Here is a 21234-nt window from a genome sequence, read left to right on the forward strand (position 1 = left end):
GACCGAGGACGTGCCCGAAACCGATGTGGGCGGCCGCCCCGCGGGGAATGATCCTCGCGACACCGTGGTTGGGCGACTGGTCGAGGCTTTGAGCGACGGCCCGGCGGGCGCGGTCGACTTGGCGCGCCATCTAAAGAAGCGCCCGCTCGACATTCGGACCGCGGCGTCGACCGCGATGCGCAAGGGCCTGCTGGAAAACGCGGCCGGCCGGAAGGCGGCGGTCTACAAGATCCGGCCGGCTGGCGAGAAGTTCCTCGCCGAGGCGGCCGCGCGGTTCGACGGGGTCTCCGCGTGAGGCCCGCCGCCGACACTACCGCCGGCGCCGCGGTGGAAGAGGGGCGCAAACCCTTTGGCCGCAAGGTCCCGGACGTCGACGGCCGACTCGTGGATGACGAGTCGGCTGCGAAACAGGGCTACCTCTACCAGATCCCGAACACCTTCTTGCGGCGGTGCGCGGTTCTGGGGTTCACGCTCGTGGCCTGCCTGGTGACCGGCATCATCACTGCGGTGTTCGCGCCCTACGCGGCCGCACTCGCCGCCGGCGCCGCGGCCCGCGAATTCGCCGATGAGTTCGGCTTGCACTTCTACGGCACCCGCCGCGCGGTTCGGATCGCGCGCCTGGCGTTCATGCTCGCCTGGGACCGCGAGGCGGTCTCGAACCCGGACGCCGCCGCCGCTCGCATGCAGGCCCGCGCGGATCGGTGGCACAAGTGAGCCGCGCCAAGCCCACCGAGGCCCAAGTCCTGGCCGTCCTGGCGAAGCGCCGCGGCGGCGTGATGACCTACGTGATCCGCAACGGCCTGCAGATGGACGGGGTCGGCAATTTCGAGACGCGCGACGTGCTCACCGTCTGCCGGCGCCTCGAGCGAGCCGGGAAGGTGAAGCTGGTCCACACCAACTACGCCGTCATGCTGTGCTGGGACATGGTCGAATGAAGGCCTGCCCGCATTGCGGCGGCGAGCTCTCGGCGCCGGCCGCGCACCGCGGCGAGCTCGAGCGCCAGCTTGGCGACGCGTCGGCCGCGGCGAACCTGCGCGAGCGCGCCCGATCGGCGGACGGCAACCACGGCAAGGCGGTCCGGCTGGCCGATACCGAGTTTGTGGCCTGGCGCGGCTACGTCTGGGCCAAGGTCCGCGTCCGCAAGGCGGGCACCTGCTGCATCTCCGCGGCGGCCATCCCGCCCGGCGCCTGGGCATGGCGACAACTCTCCGAGGTGCGTGACCGCGACGATCGTGTGCACGCCGACGCGTGGGCCGACCTATGACACCCTCCGATCTCCAGGCTCAGGCCATCGCCGCCATCAAGGCTTGGTGGCTCGACCCGAACCGCAAGCAGGTCTTCTACCTGGCCGGCTACGCGGGCACGGGCAAGTCCACCGTCTACGAGGTGATCCGGCAAGAGCTCGAGGCGCTCGGCGCCGAGAAGATCGTCACCTGCACCTTCACGGGCAAGGCGGCCAACGTCCTTCGCCGCAAGGGCACGCTGGACGCGATGACGCTGCATGCCGCGACCTACTCGTTTGAGGAGGATCCGAAGACCGGACGCTTCACCTTCACCAAGAACCCCATGGGGCCGGCGGCGAGCGCGGACCTGATCGGCCTCGACGAGTGCTCCATGGTCGACGACGACATGGCGGAGGATCTCCTCAGCTTCGGCAAGCCGATCCTGGTCATGGGCGACCCTGGACAGCTACCGCCCATCCGCGGCCCCGGCGCCTTCACCGCCGGCGAGCCCGACTTCTTCCTGCGCGAGATCCATCGTCAGGCGGCCGATAGCCCCATCTTGCGCATCGCGACCGCCGCGCGCCTCGGCGAGCGTGTCGAGATCGGCGACTACGGCTCCGGCGTGAAGGTGCTGCAGCTCACCGGCGAGACGGCCGAAGAGGTCTATCGCGACGGGACGCAGGCGATCTGCGGTATCCACACCGCCCGCCACAAGATCACGGCCGAATACCGCAAGCGCCGCGGCTTCGAGGGCGTCATCCCCATGGTCGGCGAGACGCTGATCTGCATGCGCAATGACCGGTCTCGCGGCCTGTTCAATGGCGGCCTGGGCGTGGCGCTCAAGTCGCGCAAGGTGCTCTCCGGCCTCTACCGCCTCGACGTCCAGATGGAGGATCACGAGCATCCGGACCCGGATCTCGTGGTCTCGCCTCACCACTTCCTCAAGCACACCGACCCCACGGCGGAGCGGCCGCAAGGCGTGCGCGGCCTGCTCGAGTTTGACTACGGATATGTAATCACCTGCCACAAAGCGCAGGGAAGCGAGTGGCCTCACGTAACCATCGTGGACGACTCCGGGTCGTTCAGACAAGACGCGGCGCGATGGAAGTATACTGCGATCACCAGGGCCTCTGAGGGTCTTACCTTGTTGGTGAGGCGGTGAACCTTTCTCAATCAGAGCTTTCGGCCCGGAAATCCGCTGCAAGAGTTGCTGGCGAAAAGACCTACTTGGGGAACGTGTGTCCTAAACACGCAGAGCTTTCCGGTCAGCGCACAATTTGGAACGGCACGTGCGTGACCTGTTGCCGAGAATCCGGCCGCGCCCGGACGTCAGCGTGGACAGCCAGGAACCCGGACCGCGCAAGGGCGATCGGGATCCAATCTAAGGCCAGAAACGCGGCAAATCGCCGAGAAAGGGACCGGCGTCGGTACGCCGCCGAGCCTGAAAGGTTCGCCGCGACCCATGCTCGCTACCGGGCTAAGGCCGGGGTGGCTGAGAGCATGCGCGCGGCCGCAAGCCGGTCGGCAAAGGCCAATCGCCCTAAGCGAGCGGAACATCAACGGTTGCGTAGCCACCAGGTCCGCCATTGCCGGTTAGCGAAACGCTATGCCGTAGAGACGGGACGGCTTTATGCCCAGGCCGCCGCGGTGTCTGAGAGTGCCGGCGTCGTCCATCACGTCGATCACGTTGTGCCGCTTCGCGGAAAGAACGTCTGTGGCCTGCATGTTCCATGGAACCTGCCGGTGATCACCAAGACCGACAACTTAGCCAAGCACAACAAGCTTCCCCCTGAAGACAAACTGCTCGCGCCCGCTGAAGAAGCCGACGCGCGCCTCACCCTGCTCAAGAGGACGCGATGATGGCAACCCTGGTTTGGTACGGCGGCTGGCTACTGGTCGCATCGGTGATCCTCGGTCACTTCGCCTGGAGCTTCGTCCTGGGCGTGGCGCTCGGTCGCCTGATTTTCGCTGCAGTTTACGTTGCGGCCTGGTTGATCAAGCGCCTCCCGCGCGAGTTCAGCATCGGCGGCGGGTTCCGCGTCGTGACCTACGGCGTCGTCGGCCGGACATCGCTGGTCTACCTGCCGGCCTGGATCCTGCGCCTCGGCCCAAACTACCATCGCAGCCGCATGACGAGCTCCGGCGCGATCCGGGTCTTGTGGGAGCTGAGTTTAGATTTCGGCCGCCGGCCGGAGCCGATCGCGGAAGGCTACACATGCTGGGCACGATCGTGGCGTCTGGCGTTCGCCTGGCCGGTGCAGTTGCATTGGCGGAAGAACTACCACCCTTCGCGGGCCTGGACGGGTCGGGACCTTGAATTGAGCGCCGTGAAGTGGTGGACCCCCAAGGGGTGGAGGGTGCGGCACTTCCCGATTCATCGGGGCCTCGGCGGATGAGGGCTCAACTTCTCCGCAAGTTGCTCCTGGCCGGTGCCTCCGTGGCGGCCCTGGCGCGCCAGACCGCCAACGATGCCGCTATCTGTGAGGGGCCGGTCGAGCTGATCGTAACCAGTGCAAGGCGTTGTGGCTTGCCGTCCGATTCAGGCGAAGCGAGTCGGCCGCCCGCTGGCGGTGCGAAATGACCGCCGGTGAGCAACGCCTGGCGGCCTGGGATCGCCACGAATTCATGGCGACGGAGATGCAGAACGAGGCGGGCAAGGTTGTGGCCGGCTCCTACTGCCAGCGCTGCTCCATGTTCGCGCCGCACGGGATGTACCTGAGGATCAAGCCGTGCCGGCCGGTAGCGGAAGGCGCCGATGGCCGGGTCTGAGGCGGAGGAGAGGATCCGGGTGAAGGCTGTGGCCGCGCTCCGGAGGCTCTACCCCGACGCGCGCATCATTCATGAGCTGGTCCTGGAGCAAGGAGGCATTCGGCTGGATGTCGCCGCCGTCACGCCAGATCAACTGATCGTGGTCGAGATCAAGAGCGAGCGCGATGTGCTGAAGCGCCTGACCGACCAGATCAACCGCTCGCGCGAGGTCGCGCAAGGCGTGTGGGTGGTGGTGGCGCCCAAGCATGTGCCGGCCGTTGAGAAGCGGCTGAGCTCCTATGTCCAGCGCGAGGTCTACGGGCCACCGTCGCGGTGGAGCGTTGAGGGCATAGTCACGCGCGCCCTGGCCGCCGGCAAGGAAGTATCGTCGTCCGCCCGGATCTGGAGCAATGGCCAAACCAGCGCGCCGAACCCGGCCTATGAGCCAGCGTTGCTCAACTGCCGCCTGCTGACTGAGGGTGTGGACGGCGAAAGCCTCACGCCGATTCGGCGCTCGTGCAGCGAGCGGCCGTATCCCCGCCCGAGTGAGATGCTGAAGATGCTCTGGGCGGATGAGCTCCGGACCGTGCTCGGCAATCACCGTCTCGCCGTCCACCGAACCACCACGCGCAACGCCGCGATGCTTACCGCGGTCGAGCACATGACCGGTGGCGAGATCCGGCGCGCGGTGTGCGCGGCGCTGCGCACGCGGCCGTTTGCTCGCGCGGACGAGCCCGAAAACAGGCCGGCCGCCCCAGTCGTGACTCGATCCTCCCAACTGCAACTGGGAGTCTGAAATGGCTGGAAGCCTCAACAAGGTTCAACTGATCGGCAACGTCGGCGCCGACCCGGAGATCAAGTCGCTCAACAGCGGCGACCGGGTCGCGAACCTGCGCATCGCCACCTCGGAGTCCTGGAAGGACAAGAGCACCGGCGAGAAGCGCGAGAAGACCGAGTGGCACAGCGTCGTTGTGTTCGGCGACGGCCTGGTCAAGGTGATCGAGAGCTACGTCACCAAGGGCTCGAAGATCTACATCTCCGGCGCCCTGCAGACGCGCAAGTGGCAGGACCAGTCGGGCGCCGACCGCTACTCCACCGAGATCGTGCTCAAGCCGTTCAACGGCGAGCTGATCCTGCTCAGCGGGCGCGGCGATGGCGGATCCGGGGCCGGCGGCGGCGGACAGGACCAGGGCGGCGGCCAAGCGGCACAGACGCAGCAGCGCGCCCCGGCCGGCGAGATCGACGACAGCATCCCGTTCTAGCCAATGCTGAGCGACGCCGACCTGAAGGTCAAAATCTTCGCGGAGATCGTCGCTCACGTGCGCGTCTACGGCCGCGCGCGCTGGGAGCTGATCCGCGAGAACCCGGCCTATGCCGGGCTGGTCGGCAAGGATCTCGGCCCGGCGGCGGAGCGCAAGTTCTTCCGCTGGGTGGACTCGGCGACGAAGAGGTCGACGGCCGACGTCGTGGGCACGCGCATGGCGGTGGAGCAGTCTGCGCAGTCGGCGTCGCTCGACGATGGGGCCAAGCGCGCGCGCCTGGCGGCTGAGAAGAACATCCCGGCCGCCCCGTCTCCGGCCTACATGGCGCGCGAGGGCGCCGGCGCCGACCGGAGCATCGACTTCCTGGCCGGCCTGCACGGCATCTGGGCCGACGCGCAATTGCTTCGCGAATACGCGATGGCCAAGGACGCGGACGCGCCCAACGGCGAGAAGATCAAGAACCCCATGTTCTTCGAGAAGTCGATCAAGGCTCGGCTCGATGTCATGGATTCGGGCCTGCGCGTCATGCAGGAGATCTGGGACCTGCGCTACCAGCAGCGGTTCTATGACGCGATCGTCGACATCATCGTCACGGAGCTGGCCGCCTATCCGGACGTGCAGCTCAAGGTCATGCGCCGGCTCAAGGAGCTCAATGACCGCCAAGGCATGACGATCCACGCGGACACGACCTGATGGCCGGGCGCGGCCCGCCTCGGCGCGGCGGAAGAGCACGGGCGGCTCCGGATCCGCAGGGTGCCCTTGGCGGCGCGATCGCACGCCTCGAGGTGGAGACCGGCCACAAGCTCACCGAAAATCAGAAGTCCATCCCGGATGACATGACGTTCCTCGAGTGGTGCCAGAAGTTGGGCCGCGAAGGGATGAAGGTCGACGGCAAGCCGTTCGCCCTGGCTGACCGGCCGGCGATGGCGTGGATCTATGACCAGATCCCGAGCACGCGCGAGGACGCCTACAACTTCATCCTGGTCCTGATGAAGTGCGCGCAGGTCGGCTTCACCGTCCTAGAGATGTTGGCCTGCATCTATCTTGGCCTGAAGTTCGGGCCGGGCACGGTCGGCATGTTCCTGCCGGACATGAACCTGGCCGGCATGAAGTCTACCGAACGCTTCATGCCGATCGTGCGCTCGATCCCGTCGGTGCACGCACTGATGACCCAGGACGCCGCGGACGGCACGGGGCGTAAGCAGGGCGAGGGCAACGTCAACCGGCGGCGCATCGACCAGGCCTTGTTCGTCTTCTCCTGGACGTCGGGCAAGTCGACGACTGAGTCGATCCCCATGGACGTCCTGACCTTTGACGAGGTCCAGGAGATGACGAAGGAGCAGCTCGAGAAGACGATCGAGCGCCTCTCGGCGTCCACGCTGCGCTTCACCCTCATGGGCTCGACGGCGAATTGGCCCGACGAAGACATCCACCACTGGTTCAAGAAGGGGTCGCAGTATCGGTTCCACACCCAGTGCCCGGAGTGCGGCGTAGCGAAGCCGCTCGACGACTATTTCCCGGACTGCATCGACTTCGACAAAGAGCGCCGGGTCTATCGCTACGTCTGCCAGGCCGGCCACTGGATCGACGACACCCAGGCCGGCGAGTGGATCGCGGAGAACCCTGACGCAGACCTGCCGATTGACTTCACCATCCCGATCAAAGACCGGCCCAAGCGGATCCGCTCGATCCACTTCCCCCAGTTCCTGTCGCCGACCATCTCCGCCGGCGACATCATGGAGGCCTACAACGACGCCACGGACCTGAAGAACTTCCACAACCGGAAGCTCGGCAAGCCGTTCCTGGATCCGTCGGTCACGCCGGTGACGCTCGAGCACTGCGCGCAGGCGGTGGCGGCGGGGATCAAGGCCGGCGTCGTGTGGAAGACGCGCGCGCGGAACACGTTCATGGGCATCGACCAGATGGGCCAGTTCAACGTGCACATCATCAAGGAGCGCCTGCCCGACGGGCGCCAGGCGGTGATCCACTACGAAGAGACCTATGCGGAGGATCCGTTCGCCCGGTCGAGCGAGCTGATGGAGGCCTACGGCGTCCAATGTTGCGTCGTTGAAATAAATCCCAACTTCAACGACGCGCACGCTTTCGCCAAGCGCCACCCTGGAAAAGTCTTCCTCTGCAACGGGTTTGGCCAGCTCGAGGGCGATATGGTGGTCTGGGGCGACGCGCCGAAGATCGACCCATCGGACCGGCGGACCGACGAAGATTCCCGCATGCGCTACACGGTCAAGTGCGACCAGTATCGCTGCATGCAGACGTCGCTCGCGCGCATCGTCCAGGGCGCCTGCATCTTCCCGAACCCGAAGGAGCTCGTCCAGGAGGTGCTCGAGAAGGGCGTGCGGAAGATGGTGGAGATCCTACCGCGCGCCTTCCTTCACTTCACGAAGACGGCGATCGTCGCGGAAAAAGACAAAGAAACCAACAAATACAAGCGCAAGGTCGCGAAGGTGGGGCTCGATCCGCACGCGAGTTACGCTAACCAGCTATGTGACGTTGCATGGGCGCGCGCCTATGGGACGGCGACCTTCATCCTTCCTGACATGGGCGACGCGGTCACGGAACAGCGCCAGAGGGCGGAAAAGATGGACATGCACGGCCTTCCGACCCACGTGGCGGCGATGCTGGACGACTTGCCGGCCGGCGTCTGCGGGCGGTGCTCGGCCTATCCCCACGGCGACGGAGACCCGCCGGCGAGCGGCCTATGTGGCGAGCGCAACATCACCGTCGACGCGAAGGATCCGGCCTGCCCGTTCTTCGCCGGTGTGTCGTGACCTGATCATGGGAAGGTCAGATTCCTACTGAACGTAGGTCCCAACTCTCGAGAGGTGTCTCCCTCATGGTTTCGTATCGGCACTCCCCCTTCTCCAGTCTCGCCAGCCTGTTCGTGGTCGCGCTCAGCCGCGCCGCCAGCGCCTTCGCCGTGGTCATCTACGCGCTGACCGAACCGATCCGATACGCCTTCGATGTCGCGTTCCCGGCCACCGCGGCCGTGACCGCCGAACGCGTCGGCCTGGCCAACGACCTGATCCGCCGCGAGCCCGATCGACATCGGGCCAAGGCCTTCGTGAGCCGCATGCTCCAGCGTAACTCGAACCCCCATCGCTCCGCCCCCCTGGCCGCCGGCGGCCTGGCCAGCGCCGGTCTCAGTTTCGCCTGCTGACCCCTTTTCAACAGCGACAGATAGTCGATTGGGCCGTCCCTCCAGGGGCGGCCCTTTTGCTGTGTGCCGCCGGCATTGCCGCCACCAGGCCGGGGAGGGCGGCGCAAACCATGGCCTGGTGGCGGGCGCCGCGGGCCGTCAGACTCATGTGCGGAGAGTCGTCGTGACGCCAAGGTGGGATCGCCGGCAATAGCGCCGGTCTCACCAGGCGGCCGCGGCCGTCGACCAGGAGAAGCCGATGTCCAGCATCGAAATTCGCGTGCGCCCCGTCACGCGCTACCAAATCACCATCCACGAAACGACCGGCCCTGACGCCAGCGGCCGCGGCCGCTCGTCCACTATCCAGTTCGGCGAATTCGATTCTCTCGAAGTTGCCAACCGGATCGGCCGCATGCAGGCCGACGTGGAGCGCGAGGCGTATGCCGAAGAGTCGTCGATCAACGTCTCGTTCCACGGCGTCGACCAAAAGCCTGGCGTCGTCATGCGCTGCAAGGTGTCGCTCTACGATCGCATGGTGAACGTCGCTTCTGCGGTCGACGCCGATGGGAAGTGCCTCGGCAAGAAGATCCAGAGAGGCGAGGGCGCCAATAGCTACGAAGCGCCGGACCCTCAGGACCCGGCCAACTGGCGGCCCGATGGCGAGAAGCTGCGGTTCGCCGCCGTGATGGCGGGGTTCAGCGCTGACGGCGTGGCAAACGTCGAAGAGAACCGGATCTTCGGTCACTGGAGCCCCAGCTTCAACCTCGAGGCCGTCGTCCGCAACGAGCACGTTCTCCAGGAGCTGGAGCAAGGCGCCGAATACTACGTCGACTTCACCCCAGCCCCGAAGACGATCGCGCCGTCGTGACGCAAGACTGAGGTCATAGCGTCACCTGCTCAGTGGTGAGCCAAGCCGAAGCAGAGCGGCACGGAAACCCTACCGCGAAAATGGGAGGCCGCCCCTGGGCCAAAGTCAGGGGTGTGAGCATCGGACATAACCGGCCGTGGATGGTGGAACGCCAGCCAACCCCCCAACATAGGACTACGCCTCATGACCAATATGCGCGCCAAGCTTCGCCTCGGCTCCGTGATACCGCTCCCCGATGGCGCGGGCGGTGTTGCGCAGGAGCGGCTCTCGTTCCATGGCGTAGCCGCCAGCTCGTACCCCGCGGACGGGTCCGACGAGAACAACACCTTCGCCAAGTTCTCGCCCTCGGCGGTTTTCGAGATCGTCGTCGCCAACCCGGCGCTGATCGGCGAGTTCACGCCGGGCGACACCTTTTATGTCGACTTCACGCCGGTCGCCTAAGGCAGGCGAACCGCTCGGCTGCGAGGCCTGGGCCGCAATCTGCGCGGTCGAAGGTCTCGCGCTGTCCGAGGAGGGCCGCCGGCGGGTAGAAGCGGACAAGCCGCTGGCTGACCGGCGGGCCGACGTGCTCCGCGCCTACCGCCCCCGTGACGCTCCGGGAACATCCGGGACGTTGCGGGTAAAGGCGGGACAAGGGGTATTTTCGGCCGATTCAGCCGTCTAGCTTGTGGCCGTGGGGTGGAGCAGCCCGGTAGCTCGCGACGCTCATAACGTCGAGGTCAAGGGTTCGAATCCCTTCCCCGCAACCAGTTTCGCGCTTCGGGGCCGTCTTCACCCCGTCACCCGGAATGCCCCGCGCCGGGAAGCGCGAAGCGGGGCGACATTCGCCGCCTCGGCCTAGCTGGGGAGCCTCATGGTCATGCCAATTGGATGACCTGAATGCCGAGATAGCGTCTCGGACGGCAACGAGTGGGAGGGGCTGGCCCGGCCCCGCGGTAGAGGTGTTGCGGCCGCAAGGTCCCCCATCGCATCCCGATCAAAGCTTGACGGCAGGGCAACCATTCGGCCTTCGGGCTGTCCGCCAAGTGGAGAGAGACCACTTCTCGCCGATCCCCAGGCGATAGCACTCTCAAGGGGGGGGAGCCGAGAGGCCGCGACCGCTAGAAACTGGCGGTCAACAGTTCCGGCCTTCGGGCCAACGAGGCAGAGGTGTGAGGTCGCCCTCACCGGCATGAGGGGTCTGCGGCTCAGTCGCAGGCTTCAAGCAACAGTGCGAACACTGGCGACACGGCAGGGCGCCGTAAGAGCCCCAAGGGACGGTGCAAAGCCGGCCCGACAGATCAGGACGCGCAGCTTCGGCGGCCGGGCTGGGGGAAACCCCTACTGCGACGCCGATGATGGGACTTCGGACCGCTGACACTATTGCGCTAGGCGGCTCGGCTGAGTGAGGCAGTAATCAAGCAAGGCGGGAGGCTAGTACCTCACAACCCGCAGAAATTCGCCCCGCAAGGGGAAGGGTCCGGCGAAGTAAGGTAGCCGGGGGAACTGCATCAGACGCCGGAAAGTCGACGCCGGCTCGCGATTACAGCCCTTGAGATGCGGACCACGCTTGAATAGGTGGCTATCCCCTCGGGGCCAGCGGGCCGAAAGACTGGCGAGCATGGCGGTAAAGGCAAGCTTCTGGCCCACGCGGGGTGTGAGACCCGCAACCCGCGCCGCTGCGGGCTGGAAGGTAGGCCGGATCGCACCGGTGCACGCCAGGCGGACTTCCCGGCGAGCATCCCCGTTGAGGCGCCAAGGGTCGGAAGAACGCGGGGCCGGGCTCCCGTAGCTGGTTCCGACTGGCGTAGGGATTAAAGGCGCGCCGCAAGGCCTGCAACGCCACCCGCGACAGAATCCCGCGCGAACGGGGAGGGTTGATGGCGGCGCCGCACGAGGCAATGTCGGACTTCCCCTAGTAGGCCAGTCCCGAGGCGGTTCGGTGACGGGCAGGGCGCCGGCCCTTTCTGGCGTCAGAGGCGAATGCCGCGCCGGGGTGAAATCCCCCGGCAACAGTTTCGCCCCTCGGGGCGCACGAGCAGTGCAAGGTCGCCGGTTCGAGTCCGGCTGGCGGTTCACGCCGCCATAGCTCAGCAGGTAGAGCAGGCACGCAAACGGAGGTCGTCGGTTCAAATCCGGCCGGGGGCTCATGCCCCCGTAGCTCAGCAGGTTAGAGCGCCGTGTTACGGTCGGGGTGGTGGTCCAGTCGTCTAGACGGCTCTCCACCGCCCCGGTTCGCCGCTCCCCGTTGTCGTGACGCCATAGTCGGCGGATGGCCGACAGTCTCGCCGCGATCGCTCAGGACACCGCCGCATCAACGGCGGAGCGCCACGACGCGCAAGTTGAATTCGCGAAGTCCCATGGGACGGCCGGCCTGGCCTCCCACCTCCTGCCGACGGCTGAGATCCAGCCGGTGATCGAGCACATTCAAGGCCTCTTCGCTGAGCAAGAGCTGGCGAAGGCGGCCCGCGGCCAACTGATCAAGGGGCCGTGGAAGGCCAAGTCGACGATCCAGGGCGGCCAATCGGTCTTCCTGGACGATTTCCAGATCCAGACCCAAGGCGCGTACTGGGACCGGCCCGGCGTCCTGGGCTTCGACGCCATGCGCTCCATGGTCGACCAGACCCCGATCCTCAACGGGATCGTGCTCACGCGCATCCGTCAGGTCAATTCGTTCTGCCGGCCGCAGTCGGGATCCAACGGCGCCGGCTTCGTGATCCAGCACGTCGACCCCAACGTCGAGCTGACCGACAAGCAGAACGGCGTGGTCCAGCGCCTGCAGCAGTTCATGATCAACTGCGGCGACGAGCGGGATCCGCGCAAGCGCAAGCGCATGAAGCGCGACAGCTTCAGCCAGTTCATGGCGAAGTCGGTTCGCGACACGCTCACCATGGACGCCGCGCCGATCGAGACCGAGTTCAAGCGCGATCGCGCGCTGGGCCTGGACGGCTTCTACGCCCTGGACGGCGCCTCGATCCGGCTGTGCACGGAACAGGGCTACGAGGGTGATGACGAGGTCTTCGCCCTGCAGGTGATCCAGGGCCAGATCCGCACGGCCTACACCTATGACGACCTGGTCTACGAGGTGCGGAACCCGCGGACCGACGTCAACGCCTCGGGCTACGGCTACTCCGAGACGGAGATGCTGATCCGCGTCGTCACCTACCTCCTGAACACCATGAGCTACAACGCGGGCTTCTTCGACAAAAACTCGATCCCGCGCGGCATCCTGAACGTCTTCGGATCCTTCTCCACGGAGGACATCTCGGCGTTCAAGCGCCAGTGGAACGCCATGCAGCGCGGCGTCTCGAACGCCCACAACCTGCCCGTCATGGTCTCGAAGGACCAGGAGTCGGCCGCCAACTTCACCGAGATCGGTGGCCAGATGACGGAGATGGCGTTCGGGAAATGGATCTCGTTCCTGACGTCGATCTCGTGCGCGATCTACGGCGTCGCGCCCGAAGAGATCTCGATGGAGTCCTTCGCCACCACGGGCAAGGGTCTGAGCGGGAGCGACACCGAGGAGAAGCTGGTCTCGGCCAACGACAAGGGGCTGCGGCCGCTCCTCGGCTACTACGAGGGTGTCTTCTCCGACTTCGTCATCCAGACGTTCTCGCCCGAGTACAATTTCAAGTTCGTCGGCCTGGACGTAGAGGACGCCAAGAACCGCTTCGAGATGCGGAAGCTGGTCTCGACCCTCAATGAGGGCCGCGCCTCGCTGGGCATGGACGCGATCAAGGACAAGCTGGGCGACGCCCCGCTGAACCCCGTGCTCCTGCCGGCCTGGCAACAGGAGAGTGGCGTGGGCCTGCCGCCGGAGCCGGAGGAAGACTTCGGCGATCCGGACGCGGCCGACGCCGATGGTGATCAACCTCCGGGCGCCGGCGGCCCGCCGGAGCAAGCCGCCGGCGACGCGGTCGACGATGGTGCGCCAGACTTCGGCGCGCCTGGCTCAGCGATGACGAAAGCCTTCACGCACGCCGACTTCGGCCTCAGCCCCCAACCAATTTACTCGATCGAGGTTTGACCATGTCGCTGCTTGATTTCCTGAAGGGTGGCGGCTTCCCGCAAAAGGGTCGCGCGGAAACCGGCGCCGCGCTGATCGAGCTGATGAGCGCCGCCGGCATCACTGCGAGCTTTGATGCGGCAGGTAACATCTGCGTTGTCTCGGCCGCGCCGGGCACGAATGTCGGAATCATCCTGAGCGGGGCGAGCCTGAGCGCGGCGATCGACCTGGCCGAGCAGCGCCTGCACCGCATCGCCATGATCCACGTCATGGACAGCGACACGCTGTTCCTGCCGCTTACCGAGTAGGGGTTGTCAATGTCCAGACCCCTGGATAAGCGGATCATCTGGGTTCTGGCCCTAATGTTCTGCGGGGGCGTCTGGACGGGCCTCGCTCTGGCGGTGCGCTCCTGGTCAGCGGACTTGCTGACCTCCGTCAACCGCAGCGCCAACGTCGTGGATCGCCGGACCCAGCCGCTAGAGGTTGGTGGCGATACCGATGGTGTGTTCGACTGCGAGGACTACGCTCTCCTCAAGCGCCGCCTGCTGATCGAGGCCGGTGTCTCACCCGCTGATCTCCACCTCTGGGCCGTCACCACCTCGCGGGGCGCCCGCCACATGGTCCTAGAGGCCAAGGGCGTCATCCTCGACAACCTGACCCCGTGGGCGATCCCGCGAAAAGACGTGACCTACTACAGCGGCTGGACGGCTCGCTGACCCCCCCATCACCCCTGATCAGAAGGATTGGGCCGTTAATCCGTCTTGGACGCCGCCTTGGTGACCATCCGTTGGGCCGCCTCGGCGGTGTCGAGGGCTTGGTCCAGGGCCATCCGGACGAAGGCCGCGCGGCCCTTCTCGCCCACCAGCTTATCCAGGCGGGCCAAGGCGTTGCGCTCAATGCTGAAGTGCGTGCGCTTGTAGTCCATGCGCGTTCTGCCCATGCCGTTCCCTCCTGGTCGAGGGCGGGATTGTAGCGGCCAGGCGTAAATAGACGGCGCCGAGTATCGGCGGTATAGTTGGGGCCTTTCCGGCTGGGCTGAACAGAAAGATTTCCGATGAAGCTTTCACGTCGTCTGTTCCTTCAAGCCATCGGCTTGGCCGCCGCAACCCCGGCGTTTGCGCTCCCTCCCCGAGCGCCGTACGTCGAGGCGGGTGATATCGTTGAGAGCTTGTTCTTCCACCAGTGGGACCGCCCCGGCGCGCCCATCGGGCCGTTGGTCGTGCACGAAGTGAAGCCGTGGGATGGGAGGGGATATCCGGTCGTCATCCGAACGATGAGGTCGTGGGCGGGCGACCAGGAAGATTACTACGACATCTGGCGAGACGACGACTGGTCAAACCTTCGGCGCGATGTGCCTGTGGACTTCTGGCACCATCCGGGCCGGCGCGAGCGCTATCCCAACTTGCATTCCTATGTCCGCGAGCGTCGCTTTGGGGAGCACCCGAGCCTCATGCGCCAGACGATGGATCGCAATCGAATGAGCGACGTCCTCGACCGTGAGGGCCGCGAAGGTGTGCATTGCGACGACGCTGGAGTCGGTTGTCCATCGGATGGGCCAGGGGCCGACTACTGCGAAGCGGTGTGGATCGAAGCGCCAGCGTCGCCCTCGGCTGAGGACTCGAGATGAGAGAGCTTCGGATCGGACCCCCGACCAAGCCGCCGCGCGTCATCAACCTCCGCGCCCTGGGTTTCAGCTATCGCGTGTCTGACGCCGCGCTGGCGGAGATCGCGGCGGCTGAGCGCCGGGCGGCTCGCGTCATCACGACGGCTCAGCGCTTCTGGTTCGGCGCCTAAGTAAACGGCCCAATCTGCCCCCTGATCAGATTGTGGGGGTGGAGACCATATTCCCGGTGTCGGGAATATGGTCAGGGCCTAGGCCGCCGGCGGGGTCTTTTCCGCCTCGGCCAGGGCCTTCTCGATGGCCTCGCGGATGAAGGCTGACCGATGGTGGGTCCCCACCAACGCGGTCAGCCGATCGTATAGCTCCGCGGTCATCTGGACGGATATCTGCTTCACGTTGAGTTTGGGTCGCCCCATAATTGTATCTCCCAGTCTGCGGATCGCTTCAGCCGTATTGATGTAAACCGAACGGTTTATATCTTGGTTAACGGTAATGCACACCTTCAATGATGCGGCTGACAGCTACGTCGCCCATGGCGGCGAGACCCGATATCTTCCGCGCCTGATCGAGCGCTTCGGCCCTGATGACGTGACCACGGTCACGCCAGTGGCGGTCCGGACAGCGGCTGTCGAGCTCTTCCCCAACGCGTCACCGGCGACCCGCAACCGACACGCCATCACGCCGGCGCGGGCAGTCCTCTACCACGCCCACGAGATGGGCTGGAGGATGCCTGCCCGGATTCGTCTGTTCCTGGCGCCCAAGACGCGCGTGACCGTCCCCGCCAGCCGCCGCTGGCTAGAGACCTTCATCGATCGCTGCGACGCCGATAACCTGCCCCACTTGGCCGCCTGCGTCTTGCTGATGAATCTCTGCGGCGCCCGCGTCTCCGAAGCGATCAATCTGTTGGGCGAGCATGTGGATCTTCGGGAACGGACCGCGTTGCTGGTTAAGACCAAGACCAGCCTCAACAGCCTGCGCTATATGCCGGACCACTTGGTAGAGCGTATCCGGGACCTGGGCTTGGCGCCCGGCGAGCGGGTGTTCCGCTACACCTCGCGGTTCTCGGTGAACGAACGGATCTTCGCCGTCTGCGATCGAGCCGGCCTGCCCTACAAATCCAGCCACACGGTTGGCCGCCATGCTTTCGCGACCAACGCCCTGAACGCCGGCGTCGGCGTGCGCGTGGCCATGGACGCCGGGGGCTGGAAGTCCTCGACGATCTTCCTGGAGACCTACGTCTCCACCGTCGATGCCGGCCGTGTGGTCCGGGACCGCTTCAACGCCATCCATCATAGCGACCAGTTCTAGCTTGGCGGCGTGGCGATAGCGGAGCCGCGTTCTGGGATCGTGACGGCAGAGTGGGGGAGGTTCATTCCCCGCCCGTAGGTGGAGGCCGCTTCGCCAATTATCTCCCGCTGGCCAAAGAGCTTTGACATGATACCGACGCTCCTGCTCATCCCCGCCTACGCCCTGGCCGATCGCTTCACCGGCGGCGGCTGGCCCGCGCTCGACGCCAAGCTGCCGGGACGATCCCTGGCATGGGCGGCTGCGGCATGTATCGCCCTGGGTTACCTCGTTGGCGGCTGGCCACTGGCCGCCATGGGTCTCGCCTGGGGAGCCTATCGCTCCCTCCCCTGGAGCATCGGCGGGACGATCACCCCTCGCGGCGCGCAAATCCCCGCCGCCTTCGCTCGCCACGCCCTCCCGGCCCTGGTCCCGGCGGCTCTGTGGGTAAATCAGGTCCGAGGCGGCGACTGGCGGCTTCTGACGTTCGCGTGCCTGGCCTACGCCCTGGCCGCTACCGTCCTAGCCGTGGCCTACGCCCGCGAGGTTGATGACCTGATCGCCACCGGCAGGCCCGACAACGGCGACTATAACGCCAATGTCGAATTGATCCGCGGCGCAGCCTATGGGGCGGCGCTGGCTGGCTGGTCGTTGATCTGACGCAAGTCTAGAGGCGGAGTTGTTTGCTGCCCGCGCGCGCTGATCGTGACGCCAAGATGGGGAGGTTCACCAGTCAAGCCCACGAGGTCTCCATGTCCGCCCCGCTTCTCGACGGCGCCACTACGGCGATCACGCTCAACGCCGCGCCGGTTTAGGTCGTGGTCAAGGACCCCAAGGCCCCATTGAGCGGCAAGGGGCGCGCTGAGCCGCCCGACGTCGAGCGCCATGACGAGGTGTACTTCCGCCACACGTCCGGACCCAAGGTCGGCCGCGTCCTGGCGCGTGGCTCCCACGGCTGCACGATCGAAGCCGACGGCGCGCGCCACAAGGTGAAGTGGGAGAACTTCCTCGGCCACAAGGTGCGGGTCCGGCCGGATGTGAAGGTTGTCGACCAAGGCGAGGACGGCCTGCTGGTGGAGGATTCCACGGGCCGACGCCGCTTCGTCCAGGATCCCATGGGCGCGATCGACGCCACCGGGGAAATGCACAAGTCGCTGCGCCCCACCATCCTGCTCTTCGGCCGGCGCGAGGACATGTTCAAGGCGCTGAAGGGCTCACCCGGCCTGACCCTGCGCGACACGACTGACAAGACCGGGAAGCGGACCAAGCGCTGGGTCCGGGCGAACAAGGACGCCCCCAAGGTTCGGCCCAAGGCCGCGGTCCATGCGCCCGCAGGCGCGGCGGCCGGCTACGGCACTCACAACCTCGGCGAGGGCGACAAGGTCAACTTCAAAGCTGGCGATTTCGAGGGGGAGGGGACGATCACCGGGGCGCCCGGCAAGGATGGCGCCCACGTTGTCGACAGCTCCGGCCGGGCGCATCAGGTCCACTGGAACGAGATCCGCGGCCACACGTCGAAAGACGGGACGGAGAAGCCGGCGGTCGAGCCCGACGTGCGCGGCGATCGAGAGACTGTGCCCCCGGACAAGTTCAAGGCCGCGGCGTTCGCCTCTGAGCACGATGACCCCGACGTGTCGGCGGAAAGCATCCTCAAAGGCTTCCCGGCGGACACGAAGGAGCGGATGGCGGCGGTCCAGGAGCGGCTCGCCACGATCGAAGAAACGATCGCGGAGCACAAGACCGGCGACGCCTACCTGCCGGCGCGCCAGGCGAAACACCGCGAGATCTACGCCAAGCTGCTCTCGCCGGAGCGAATCGCTGCGGCGACGCCGGCGGACGGTCCTCCCACCTTCACGATTCTGGGCGGCCGCGGCGGATCCGGGAAGTCGTGGTTCAAGAACAAGGTCTACGACCCAGCCAAGTCCGTCGTGATCGACTCCGACGAGATCAAGGGCATGCTCCCTGAGTACGAGGGCTGGAACGCCCACCAGGTGCACGAGGAGTCGAGCGACATCGCAAACACTTTGATCTCGACTGCGCGGCTCCTTGGCCTGAACGTCGTGCTGGACGGGACGCTGAAGTCGTCGAAGGGCGCCGTGGAGAAGGTGAAAGCCTTCAAGGGCGAGGGGTATCGGGTCGAGGCCCACTACATGCACCTGCCGCGTCAAGAGGCGGCCAAGCGCGCGGTGTCGCGGTTCCTGGGCAAGACGCAGCGCTATGTCCCGGTGGAGGTGGTCCTGGCAAATACGACCAACGAGGCGAGCTTCGATGAGGTGCGCGCCCACGCCGACGCGTGGTCCTTCCGCGACAACAACGTGGCTGAGGGTGAGGAGCCGATCCTCATTTCCGAACATAAGACTTGACAGAGATGGTGCACCGCATCATCTCAGGAATACGGAGGTCAGACATGACCGAATTCGAGAAGAAACTGCAGGCCAATCCCGACTCCTTCGACTTTGCCGACGTTCCGACCGATCGGCACTTGAGCGAGAGCTACCTGGACGCGACCCAACCGGATCACGTCAAAGAAGCGATCGCGAAGCGCAAGGCGGCCAAAGACGGCGCCCGACCCGCCGCCTAGCAGAACCACTCGAACCGTCGACAGAAGCCCCGCCCTCACCGGCGGGGTTTTTCATGTGTCGTGACCCTACCGTCTGGAAATGGGCACGCCTCTCCTGATCGATGTCGGTTGTCTGTGCGACGCGCACACCGACGCGACCCTGGAATTCATGGCCAAGGCGATCGGCGAGGATCCGCCGGACGGCGACATCTGGGCGCCGCACCCGAACCCCTTCGTTCGCCGCATCGTGGAGCTCTTCACCGAGCGCGGCCTCCAGCGCCACGCCGGCCTCGAGGCCGAGTTGCGGTCCTGGCTTGCCGGCGACGGACATCAGCCTAGCCTTGAGCGGCCCGCGCGACCGGCCGGGGCCATGGTGAGGTGGTCCGAGGCAGAGATCGTGCTCACCCGCGCCTATCTCCGCGCGATCCCGGCCTCGGCCTGGCAGATCTCGGATTGGGAGCTGCTGGTCGACTACCTGGTCCAGCGCTACCTCCCGCCGGGCGATCTTCGGGCCGAAGCGGAATGGCTGGCCACGCGCTCGAACATGATGGGCCGCGTCCAGGCCGCGATGGGCGATGCGTCGGATGAGATGGCCGACACCATCCTGGCGACCCTGCCGGCGCTGGGCGATGGCGTCACCCTGTCACCGGTACAGCTCGCCGCGATCAACTTCGGCCGGGCGCGCTGCTGTGAGAGCGTGGCGGCACTGACCGACTCCCTGCGCCACCGCATGCGCCGGCTCGTGGTCGACCATCAAGAGGCGATCGCGCTCGGGGACCGGGCCGCAGCGGCCGAGTCGCTGCAATCGAAGCTCCTGGACACGTTCGGCACGCTGAACCTGGATTGGAGGCGCATCGCCGTCACCGAAGCCACAGAGAACGTGAACCAGGGCATGGTCGCGGCCACGCCGGCCGGCGCCAAGCTGAGGCGGGTGGAGAAGTATCGCGGAGCCTGCGCGTTCTGCCGGAGCATCGACGGCCGGGTGTTCACGGTCGTTGATCCGGCCAAGCCAGACAAGGACGGCGAAGCTTCCGTCTGGGTTGGGAAGAATAATATTGGGCGGTCAGCGTCGCCCCGGAAGCGAGTCGCCGGCACGCTCGTCGAACGGGAAATGAAAGAGCTGTGGTGGCCTGCGGCTGGAGCGCAGCATCCGAATTGCCGTGGCCGGTGGGTCAGTGTCGGCGGATCCTCGCCTGACCCGGAATTCGCGGCATGGCTTGAGGGCTTGAAATCGCGAGGCGTCCACCAATGACCGCTGGCGTGAGGATTACTCAGATTGAGGCTGAGCGTCGCTTTGCTCTTGCTGGGTTGGAGCTTCGCAGCTCCTACGTGAATCAGTACGCTAAGGTTGTCGCGTATTGCGAGAGGCATGGTCGATCGGGCGAGGTTCAGCCTGGCAATATCTTTCGCGGACAAAGGCTTGCGTGCTGTGGAAACGAGGGCCGAAGCATAAAGCATTCAGGAAAGCTCGTTTCCAGCTCCACACGCCAAAAGCTCGCCAGTTACCGAGGATCTGCCCACCCTCGCTTCGGAAAGCCTATGTCCGACGAGACGCGCTCCTTGGTCGCCGCTGGAATGCGCGGGCGCGCTGAAAGTCTCGACTATATCTTGATGAAGGCAACTACCGGCCAGACATCCGGTCGTCCTGGTTATTTCTACATCATTCGCTGCGGCAGTGGACTTCTGAAGTTCGGCAGTTTGGTCAAGATGTCGCTTCGAGATCGTCTGAACCGAATGAGACATTACACCGGATTTGCCGAAGTTGTGGTGTTAGCTAAGGTTCCCGATGCGGGAGCATACGAGGCGGAGATGATGGGCCGCTTCCGAAAGCATTGGGCTCGAGGCGAGTTCTTCCATGATTTCCTGAATAGTGGGGGTCAGCCATGAAGAAGATCCCATTTCTGCTGTTCCCCGGACCCGGCGAGCCCACCCAGGCGCAAAAGGAAGCCGGCAACTATCGCAAGCGACAGGTCACCTGGCGCGGCCTCACGCTGTCGATCGAGAACGAGGCGGGAACCTACCGGCGCGGCACGGCACGTGACGGAACCCAGTGGGCCACCCTGCTGCCGTTCGCTTACGGCTATGTCCGGAATTCCATGGGTGTCGACGGTGATCAGGTCGACACCTACCTCGGTCCCTATCTTGAGCATGCGACGAAGGTGTTCGTGGTCCACCAGCGTACCTACGGCGACTGGAAGGAATACGACGAGGACAAGTGCATGGTCGGGTTCGACTGCCTGGACTCGGCGCGCGACGCGTTCCTGGCCTGCTACGACGATCCTCGCTTCCTTGGCCCGATCACGGAAATGCCGGTCGAGGAGTTCGTTTCCAAGGTGTTGGCGACGAAGCGGGCGCCCGCGATGATCAAGGCGGCGCGCGCGGTTGTTCTGTTGCTCGTGGGCAAGCCGGCGGCCTAGCGTGGCCGCGTTCTGGATCCTGATCGGCGCGGTTCTCGCCACTGGGTTCTGGCTGGGCGTCGGGGCCGCCATCGGCGCGATCTGGTGGCTCTACAAGCGGTTCGCCCGT

The 21234-nt window shown here is 65.7% G+C and carries 28 protein-coding genes and 1 tRNA gene; 27 read left to right on the forward strand and 2 right to left on the reverse strand.

Annotated elements, in window-relative coordinates; genetic code table 11:
• The first annotated feature begins 291 nt into the window (after positions 1–291).
• The 18 genes from OCL97_RS04210 (at position 292) to OCL97_RS04295 (ending at position 13959) form a co-directional block, all read left to right on the forward strand.
• Positions 292–714, forward strand: a complete 423-nt coding sequence (locus OCL97_RS04210; protein WP_377367888.1) for a hypothetical protein — start codon at positions 292–294, stop codon at positions 712–714.
• A complete protein-coding gene (locus OCL97_RS04215) occupies positions 711–935 on the forward strand; it encodes a hypothetical protein (protein WP_377367890.1) in 225 nt (74 codons plus the stop codon). Before OCL97_RS04210 ends, OCL97_RS04215 begins: the two co-directional genes overlap by 4 nt.
• On the forward strand, positions 932–1264 hold the full coding sequence (locus tag OCL97_RS04220) for a hypothetical protein (protein WP_377367892.1): 333 nt from the start codon (positions 932–934) through the stop codon (positions 1262–1264). Before OCL97_RS04215 ends, OCL97_RS04220 begins: the two co-directional genes overlap by 4 nt.
• Positions 1261–2385 carry an ATP-dependent DNA helicase gene (locus OCL97_RS04225; RefSeq protein WP_377367894.1) on the forward strand — a complete coding sequence of 375 codons (1125 nt, stop codon included), beginning with the start codon at positions 1261–1263 and terminating at the stop codon, positions 2383–2385. Before OCL97_RS04220 ends, OCL97_RS04225 begins: the two co-directional genes overlap by 4 nt.
• A 338-nt stretch (positions 2386–2723) precedes the next feature.
• Positions 2724–3083 (forward strand): hypothetical protein, encoded by a 360-nt coding sequence (locus OCL97_RS04230; RefSeq protein WP_377367896.1) that lies wholly within the window; start codon positions 2724–2726, stop codon positions 3081–3083.
• Entirely contained in the window at positions 3080–3619 is a 540-nt protein-coding gene (locus OCL97_RS04235) for a hypothetical protein (RefSeq protein WP_377367898.1), read from the forward strand. Before OCL97_RS04230 ends, OCL97_RS04235 begins: the two co-directional genes overlap by 4 nt.
• A gap of 181 nt (positions 3620–3800) precedes the next feature.
• Positions 3801–3992 (forward strand): hypothetical protein, encoded by a 192-nt coding sequence (locus tag OCL97_RS04240; protein WP_377367900.1) that lies wholly within the window; start codon positions 3801–3803, stop codon positions 3990–3992.
• Between the two features lie 19 nt (positions 3993–4011).
• On the forward strand, positions 4012–4767 hold the full coding sequence (locus OCL97_RS04245; protein WP_377367902.1) for a hypothetical protein: 756 nt from the start codon (positions 4012–4014) through the stop codon (positions 4765–4767).
• Between the two features lies 1 nt (position 4768).
• A complete protein-coding gene (ssb, locus tag OCL97_RS04250; RefSeq protein WP_377367904.1) occupies positions 4769–5233 on the forward strand; it encodes a single-stranded DNA-binding protein in 465 nt (154 codons plus the stop codon).
• A 3-nt stretch (positions 5234–5236) separates the two neighbouring features.
• Positions 5237–5926: a hypothetical protein gene (locus OCL97_RS04255; RefSeq protein WP_377367906.1), complete on the forward strand. Its 690-nt coding sequence runs from the start codon at positions 5237–5239 to the stop codon at positions 5924–5926.
• The gene (locus OCL97_RS04260) at positions 5926–8022 is read left to right on the forward strand and encodes a phage terminase large subunit family protein (RefSeq protein WP_377367908.1); all 2097 of its coding nucleotides are present in this window, start codon (positions 5926–5928) and stop codon (positions 8020–8022) included. Before OCL97_RS04255 ends, OCL97_RS04260 begins: the two co-directional genes overlap by 1 nt.
• 65 nt (positions 8023–8087) lie before the next feature.
• Entirely contained in the window at positions 8088–8411 is a 324-nt protein-coding gene (locus tag OCL97_RS04265; protein WP_377367910.1) for a hypothetical protein, read from the forward strand.
• Between the two features lie 238 nt (positions 8412–8649).
• On the forward strand, positions 8650–9258 hold the full coding sequence (locus tag OCL97_RS04270; RefSeq protein WP_377367912.1) for a hypothetical protein: 609 nt from the start codon (positions 8650–8652) through the stop codon (positions 9256–9258).
• Positions 9259–9441: 183 nt separating this feature from the next.
• The gene (locus OCL97_RS04275) at positions 9442–9699 is read left to right on the forward strand and encodes a hypothetical protein (RefSeq protein ID WP_377367914.1); all 258 of its coding nucleotides are present in this window, start codon (positions 9442–9444) and stop codon (positions 9697–9699) included.
• Between the two features lie 231 nt (positions 9700–9930).
• Positions 9931–10007, forward strand: a tRNA-Met gene (locus tag OCL97_RS04280).
• Positions 10008–11509: 1502 nt separating this feature from the next.
• A complete protein-coding gene (locus OCL97_RS04285; RefSeq protein ID WP_377367916.1) occupies positions 11510–13264 on the forward strand; it encodes a phage portal protein in 1755 nt (584 codons plus the stop codon).
• Positions 13265–13266: 2 nt separating this feature from the next.
• Positions 13267–13551, forward strand: coding sequence for a hypothetical protein (locus tag OCL97_RS04290; protein WP_377367918.1), 285 nt, complete (start codon positions 13267–13269; stop codon positions 13549–13551).
• 9 nt (positions 13552–13560) lie between these two features.
• The gene (locus OCL97_RS04295) at positions 13561–13959 is read left to right on the forward strand and encodes a transglutaminase-like cysteine peptidase (protein ID WP_377367920.1); all 399 of its coding nucleotides are present in this window, start codon (positions 13561–13563) and stop codon (positions 13957–13959) included.
• 35 nt (positions 13960–13994) lie between these two features.
• Here OCL97_RS04295 and OCL97_RS04300 read toward each other — a convergent pair whose 3' ends face one another.
• Positions 13995–14183 (reverse strand): hypothetical protein, encoded by a 189-nt coding sequence (locus tag OCL97_RS04300; RefSeq protein ID WP_377367922.1) that lies wholly within the window; start codon positions 14181–14183, stop codon positions 13995–13997.
• A gap of 114 nt (positions 14184–14297) precedes the next feature.
• Here OCL97_RS04300 and OCL97_RS04305 point away from each other — a divergent pair, with 114 nt between their 5' ends.
• Together OCL97_RS04305 and OCL97_RS04310 are read left to right on the forward strand one after the other, a co-directional pair.
• The gene (locus tag OCL97_RS04305; protein ID WP_377367924.1) at positions 14298–14870 is read left to right on the forward strand and encodes a hypothetical protein; all 573 of its coding nucleotides are present in this window, start codon (positions 14298–14300) and stop codon (positions 14868–14870) included.
• Positions 14867–15037, forward strand: a complete 171-nt coding sequence (locus tag OCL97_RS04310) for a hypothetical protein (RefSeq protein WP_377367926.1) — start codon at positions 14867–14869, stop codon at positions 15035–15037. Before OCL97_RS04305 ends, OCL97_RS04310 begins: the two co-directional genes overlap by 4 nt.
• Positions 15038–15115: 78 nt before the next feature.
• On the opposite strand, the gene OCL97_RS04315 is transcribed toward OCL97_RS04310, so the two are convergent.
• Positions 15116–15280, reverse strand: a complete 165-nt coding sequence (locus OCL97_RS04315) for a ribbon-helix-helix domain-containing protein (protein ID WP_377367928.1) — start codon at positions 15278–15280, stop codon at positions 15116–15118.
• A 76-nt stretch (positions 15281–15356) separates the two neighbouring features.
• On the opposite strand from OCL97_RS04315, the gene OCL97_RS04320 reads away from it, so the two are divergent.
• From OCL97_RS04320 to OCL97_RS04350, 7 genes are all read left to right on the forward strand, one after another.
• The gene (locus OCL97_RS04320; protein WP_377367930.1) at positions 15357–16172 is read left to right on the forward strand and encodes a tyrosine-type recombinase/integrase; all 816 of its coding nucleotides are present in this window, start codon (positions 15357–15359) and stop codon (positions 16170–16172) included.
• 126 nt (positions 16173–16298) lie between these two features.
• On the forward strand, positions 16299–16808 hold the full coding sequence (locus tag OCL97_RS04325; protein ID WP_377367932.1) for a hypothetical protein: 510 nt from the start codon (positions 16299–16301) through the stop codon (positions 16806–16808).
• A 182-nt stretch (positions 16809–16990) separates the two neighbouring features.
• Positions 16991–18511 (forward strand): zeta toxin family protein, encoded by a 1521-nt coding sequence (locus tag OCL97_RS04330; protein WP_377367934.1) that lies wholly within the window; start codon positions 16991–16993, stop codon positions 18509–18511.
• 44 nt (positions 18512–18555) lie between these two features.
• Positions 18556–18729: a hypothetical protein gene (locus OCL97_RS04335; RefSeq protein WP_377367936.1), complete on the forward strand. Its 174-nt coding sequence runs from the start codon at positions 18556–18558 to the stop codon at positions 18727–18729.
• Positions 18730–18808: 79 nt separating this feature from the next.
• The gene (locus OCL97_RS04340; protein WP_377367938.1) at positions 18809–19960 is read left to right on the forward strand and encodes a hypothetical protein; all 1152 of its coding nucleotides are present in this window, start codon (positions 18809–18811) and stop codon (positions 19958–19960) included.
• Between the two features lie 287 nt (positions 19961–20247).
• Positions 20248–20595 carry a hypothetical protein gene (locus OCL97_RS04345; RefSeq protein WP_377367940.1) on the forward strand — a complete coding sequence of 116 codons (348 nt, stop codon included), beginning with the start codon at positions 20248–20250 and terminating at the stop codon, positions 20593–20595.
• On the forward strand, positions 20592–21125 hold the full coding sequence (locus OCL97_RS04350) for a hypothetical protein (RefSeq protein WP_377367942.1): 534 nt from the start codon (positions 20592–20594) through the stop codon (positions 21123–21125). Before OCL97_RS04345 ends, OCL97_RS04350 begins: the two co-directional genes overlap by 4 nt.
• Positions 21126–21234 lie beyond the last annotated feature (109 nt).

Source organism: Phenylobacterium ferrooxidans (genome assembly GCF_042714595.1).
Classification (GTDB): domain Bacteria; phylum Pseudomonadota; class Alphaproteobacteria; order Caulobacterales; family Caulobacteraceae; genus Phenylobacterium; species Phenylobacterium ferrooxidans.

Excerpts from the sequence above, each read along its gene's own strand:
- OCL97_RS04325 (WP_377367932.1), top strand. The coding sequence starts at position 16,299 with ATGATACCGACGCTCCTGCTCATCCCCGCCTACGCCCTGGCCGATCGC.
- OCL97_RS04255 (WP_377367906.1), top strand. The coding sequence starts at position 5,237 with ATGCTGAGCGACGCCGACCTGAAGGTCAAAATCTTCGCGGAGATCGTC.
- OCL97_RS04260 (WP_377367908.1), top strand. The coding sequence starts at position 5,926 with ATGGCCGGGCGCGGCCCGCCTCGGCGCGGCGGAAGAGCACGGGCGGCT.
- OCL97_RS04225 (WP_377367894.1), top strand. The coding sequence starts at position 1,261 with ATGACACCCTCCGATCTCCAGGCTCAGGCCATCGCCGCCATCAAGGCT.
- OCL97_RS04275 (WP_377367914.1), top strand. The coding sequence starts at position 9,442 with ATGACCAATATGCGCGCCAAGCTTCGCCTCGGCTCCGTGATACCGCTC.
- OCL97_RS04265 (WP_377367910.1), top strand. The coding sequence starts at position 8,088 with ATGGTTTCGTATCGGCACTCCCCCTTCTCCAGTCTCGCCAGCCTGTTC.
- OCL97_RS04300 (WP_377367922.1), bottom strand. The coding sequence starts at position 14,183 with ATGGGCAGAACGCGCATGGACTACAAGCGCACGCACTTCAGCATTGAG.
- OCL97_RS04345 (WP_377367940.1), top strand. The coding sequence starts at position 20,248 with ATGTCCGACGAGACGCGCTCCTTGGTCGCCGCTGGAATGCGCGGGCGC.
- OCL97_RS04335 (WP_377367936.1), top strand. The coding sequence starts at position 18,556 with ATGACCGAATTCGAGAAGAAACTGCAGGCCAATCCCGACTCCTTCGAC.
- OCL97_RS04295 (WP_377367920.1), top strand. The coding sequence starts at position 13,561 with ATGTCCAGACCCCTGGATAAGCGGATCATCTGGGTTCTGGCCCTAATG.
- OCL97_RS04315 (WP_377367928.1), bottom strand. The coding sequence starts at position 15,280 with ATGGGGCGACCCAAACTCAACGTGAAGCAGATATCCGTCCAGATGACC.
- OCL97_RS04290 (WP_377367918.1), top strand. The coding sequence starts at position 13,267 with ATGTCGCTGCTTGATTTCCTGAAGGGTGGCGGCTTCCCGCAAAAGGGT.
- OCL97_RS04310 (WP_377367926.1), top strand. The coding sequence starts at position 14,867 with ATGAGAGAGCTTCGGATCGGACCCCCGACCAAGCCGCCGCGCGTCATC.
- OCL97_RS04220 (WP_377367892.1), top strand. The coding sequence starts at position 932 with ATGAAGGCCTGCCCGCATTGCGGCGGCGAGCTCTCGGCGCCGGCCGCG.
- OCL97_RS04230 (WP_377367896.1), top strand. The coding sequence starts at position 2,724 with ATGCGCGCGGCCGCAAGCCGGTCGGCAAAGGCCAATCGCCCTAAGCGA.
- OCL97_RS04340 (WP_377367938.1), top strand. The coding sequence starts at position 18,809 with ATGGGCACGCCTCTCCTGATCGATGTCGGTTGTCTGTGCGACGCGCAC.
- ssb (WP_377367904.1), top strand. The coding sequence starts at position 4,769 with ATGGCTGGAAGCCTCAACAAGGTTCAACTGATCGGCAACGTCGGCGCC.
- OCL97_RS04350 (WP_377367942.1), top strand. The coding sequence starts at position 20,592 with ATGAAGAAGATCCCATTTCTGCTGTTCCCCGGACCCGGCGAGCCCACC.
- OCL97_RS04305 (WP_377367924.1), top strand. The coding sequence starts at position 14,298 with ATGAAGCTTTCACGTCGTCTGTTCCTTCAAGCCATCGGCTTGGCCGCC.
- OCL97_RS04285 (WP_377367916.1), top strand. The coding sequence starts at position 11,510 with ATGGCCGACAGTCTCGCCGCGATCGCTCAGGACACCGCCGCATCAACG.
- OCL97_RS04320 (WP_377367930.1), top strand. The coding sequence starts at position 15,357 with ATGCACACCTTCAATGATGCGGCTGACAGCTACGTCGCCCATGGCGGC.
- OCL97_RS04270 (WP_377367912.1), top strand. The coding sequence starts at position 8,650 with ATGTCCAGCATCGAAATTCGCGTGCGCCCCGTCACGCGCTACCAAATC.
- OCL97_RS04240 (WP_377367900.1), top strand. The coding sequence starts at position 3,801 with ATGACCGCCGGTGAGCAACGCCTGGCGGCCTGGGATCGCCACGAATTC.
- OCL97_RS04235 (WP_377367898.1), top strand. The coding sequence starts at position 3,080 with ATGATGGCAACCCTGGTTTGGTACGGCGGCTGGCTACTGGTCGCATCG.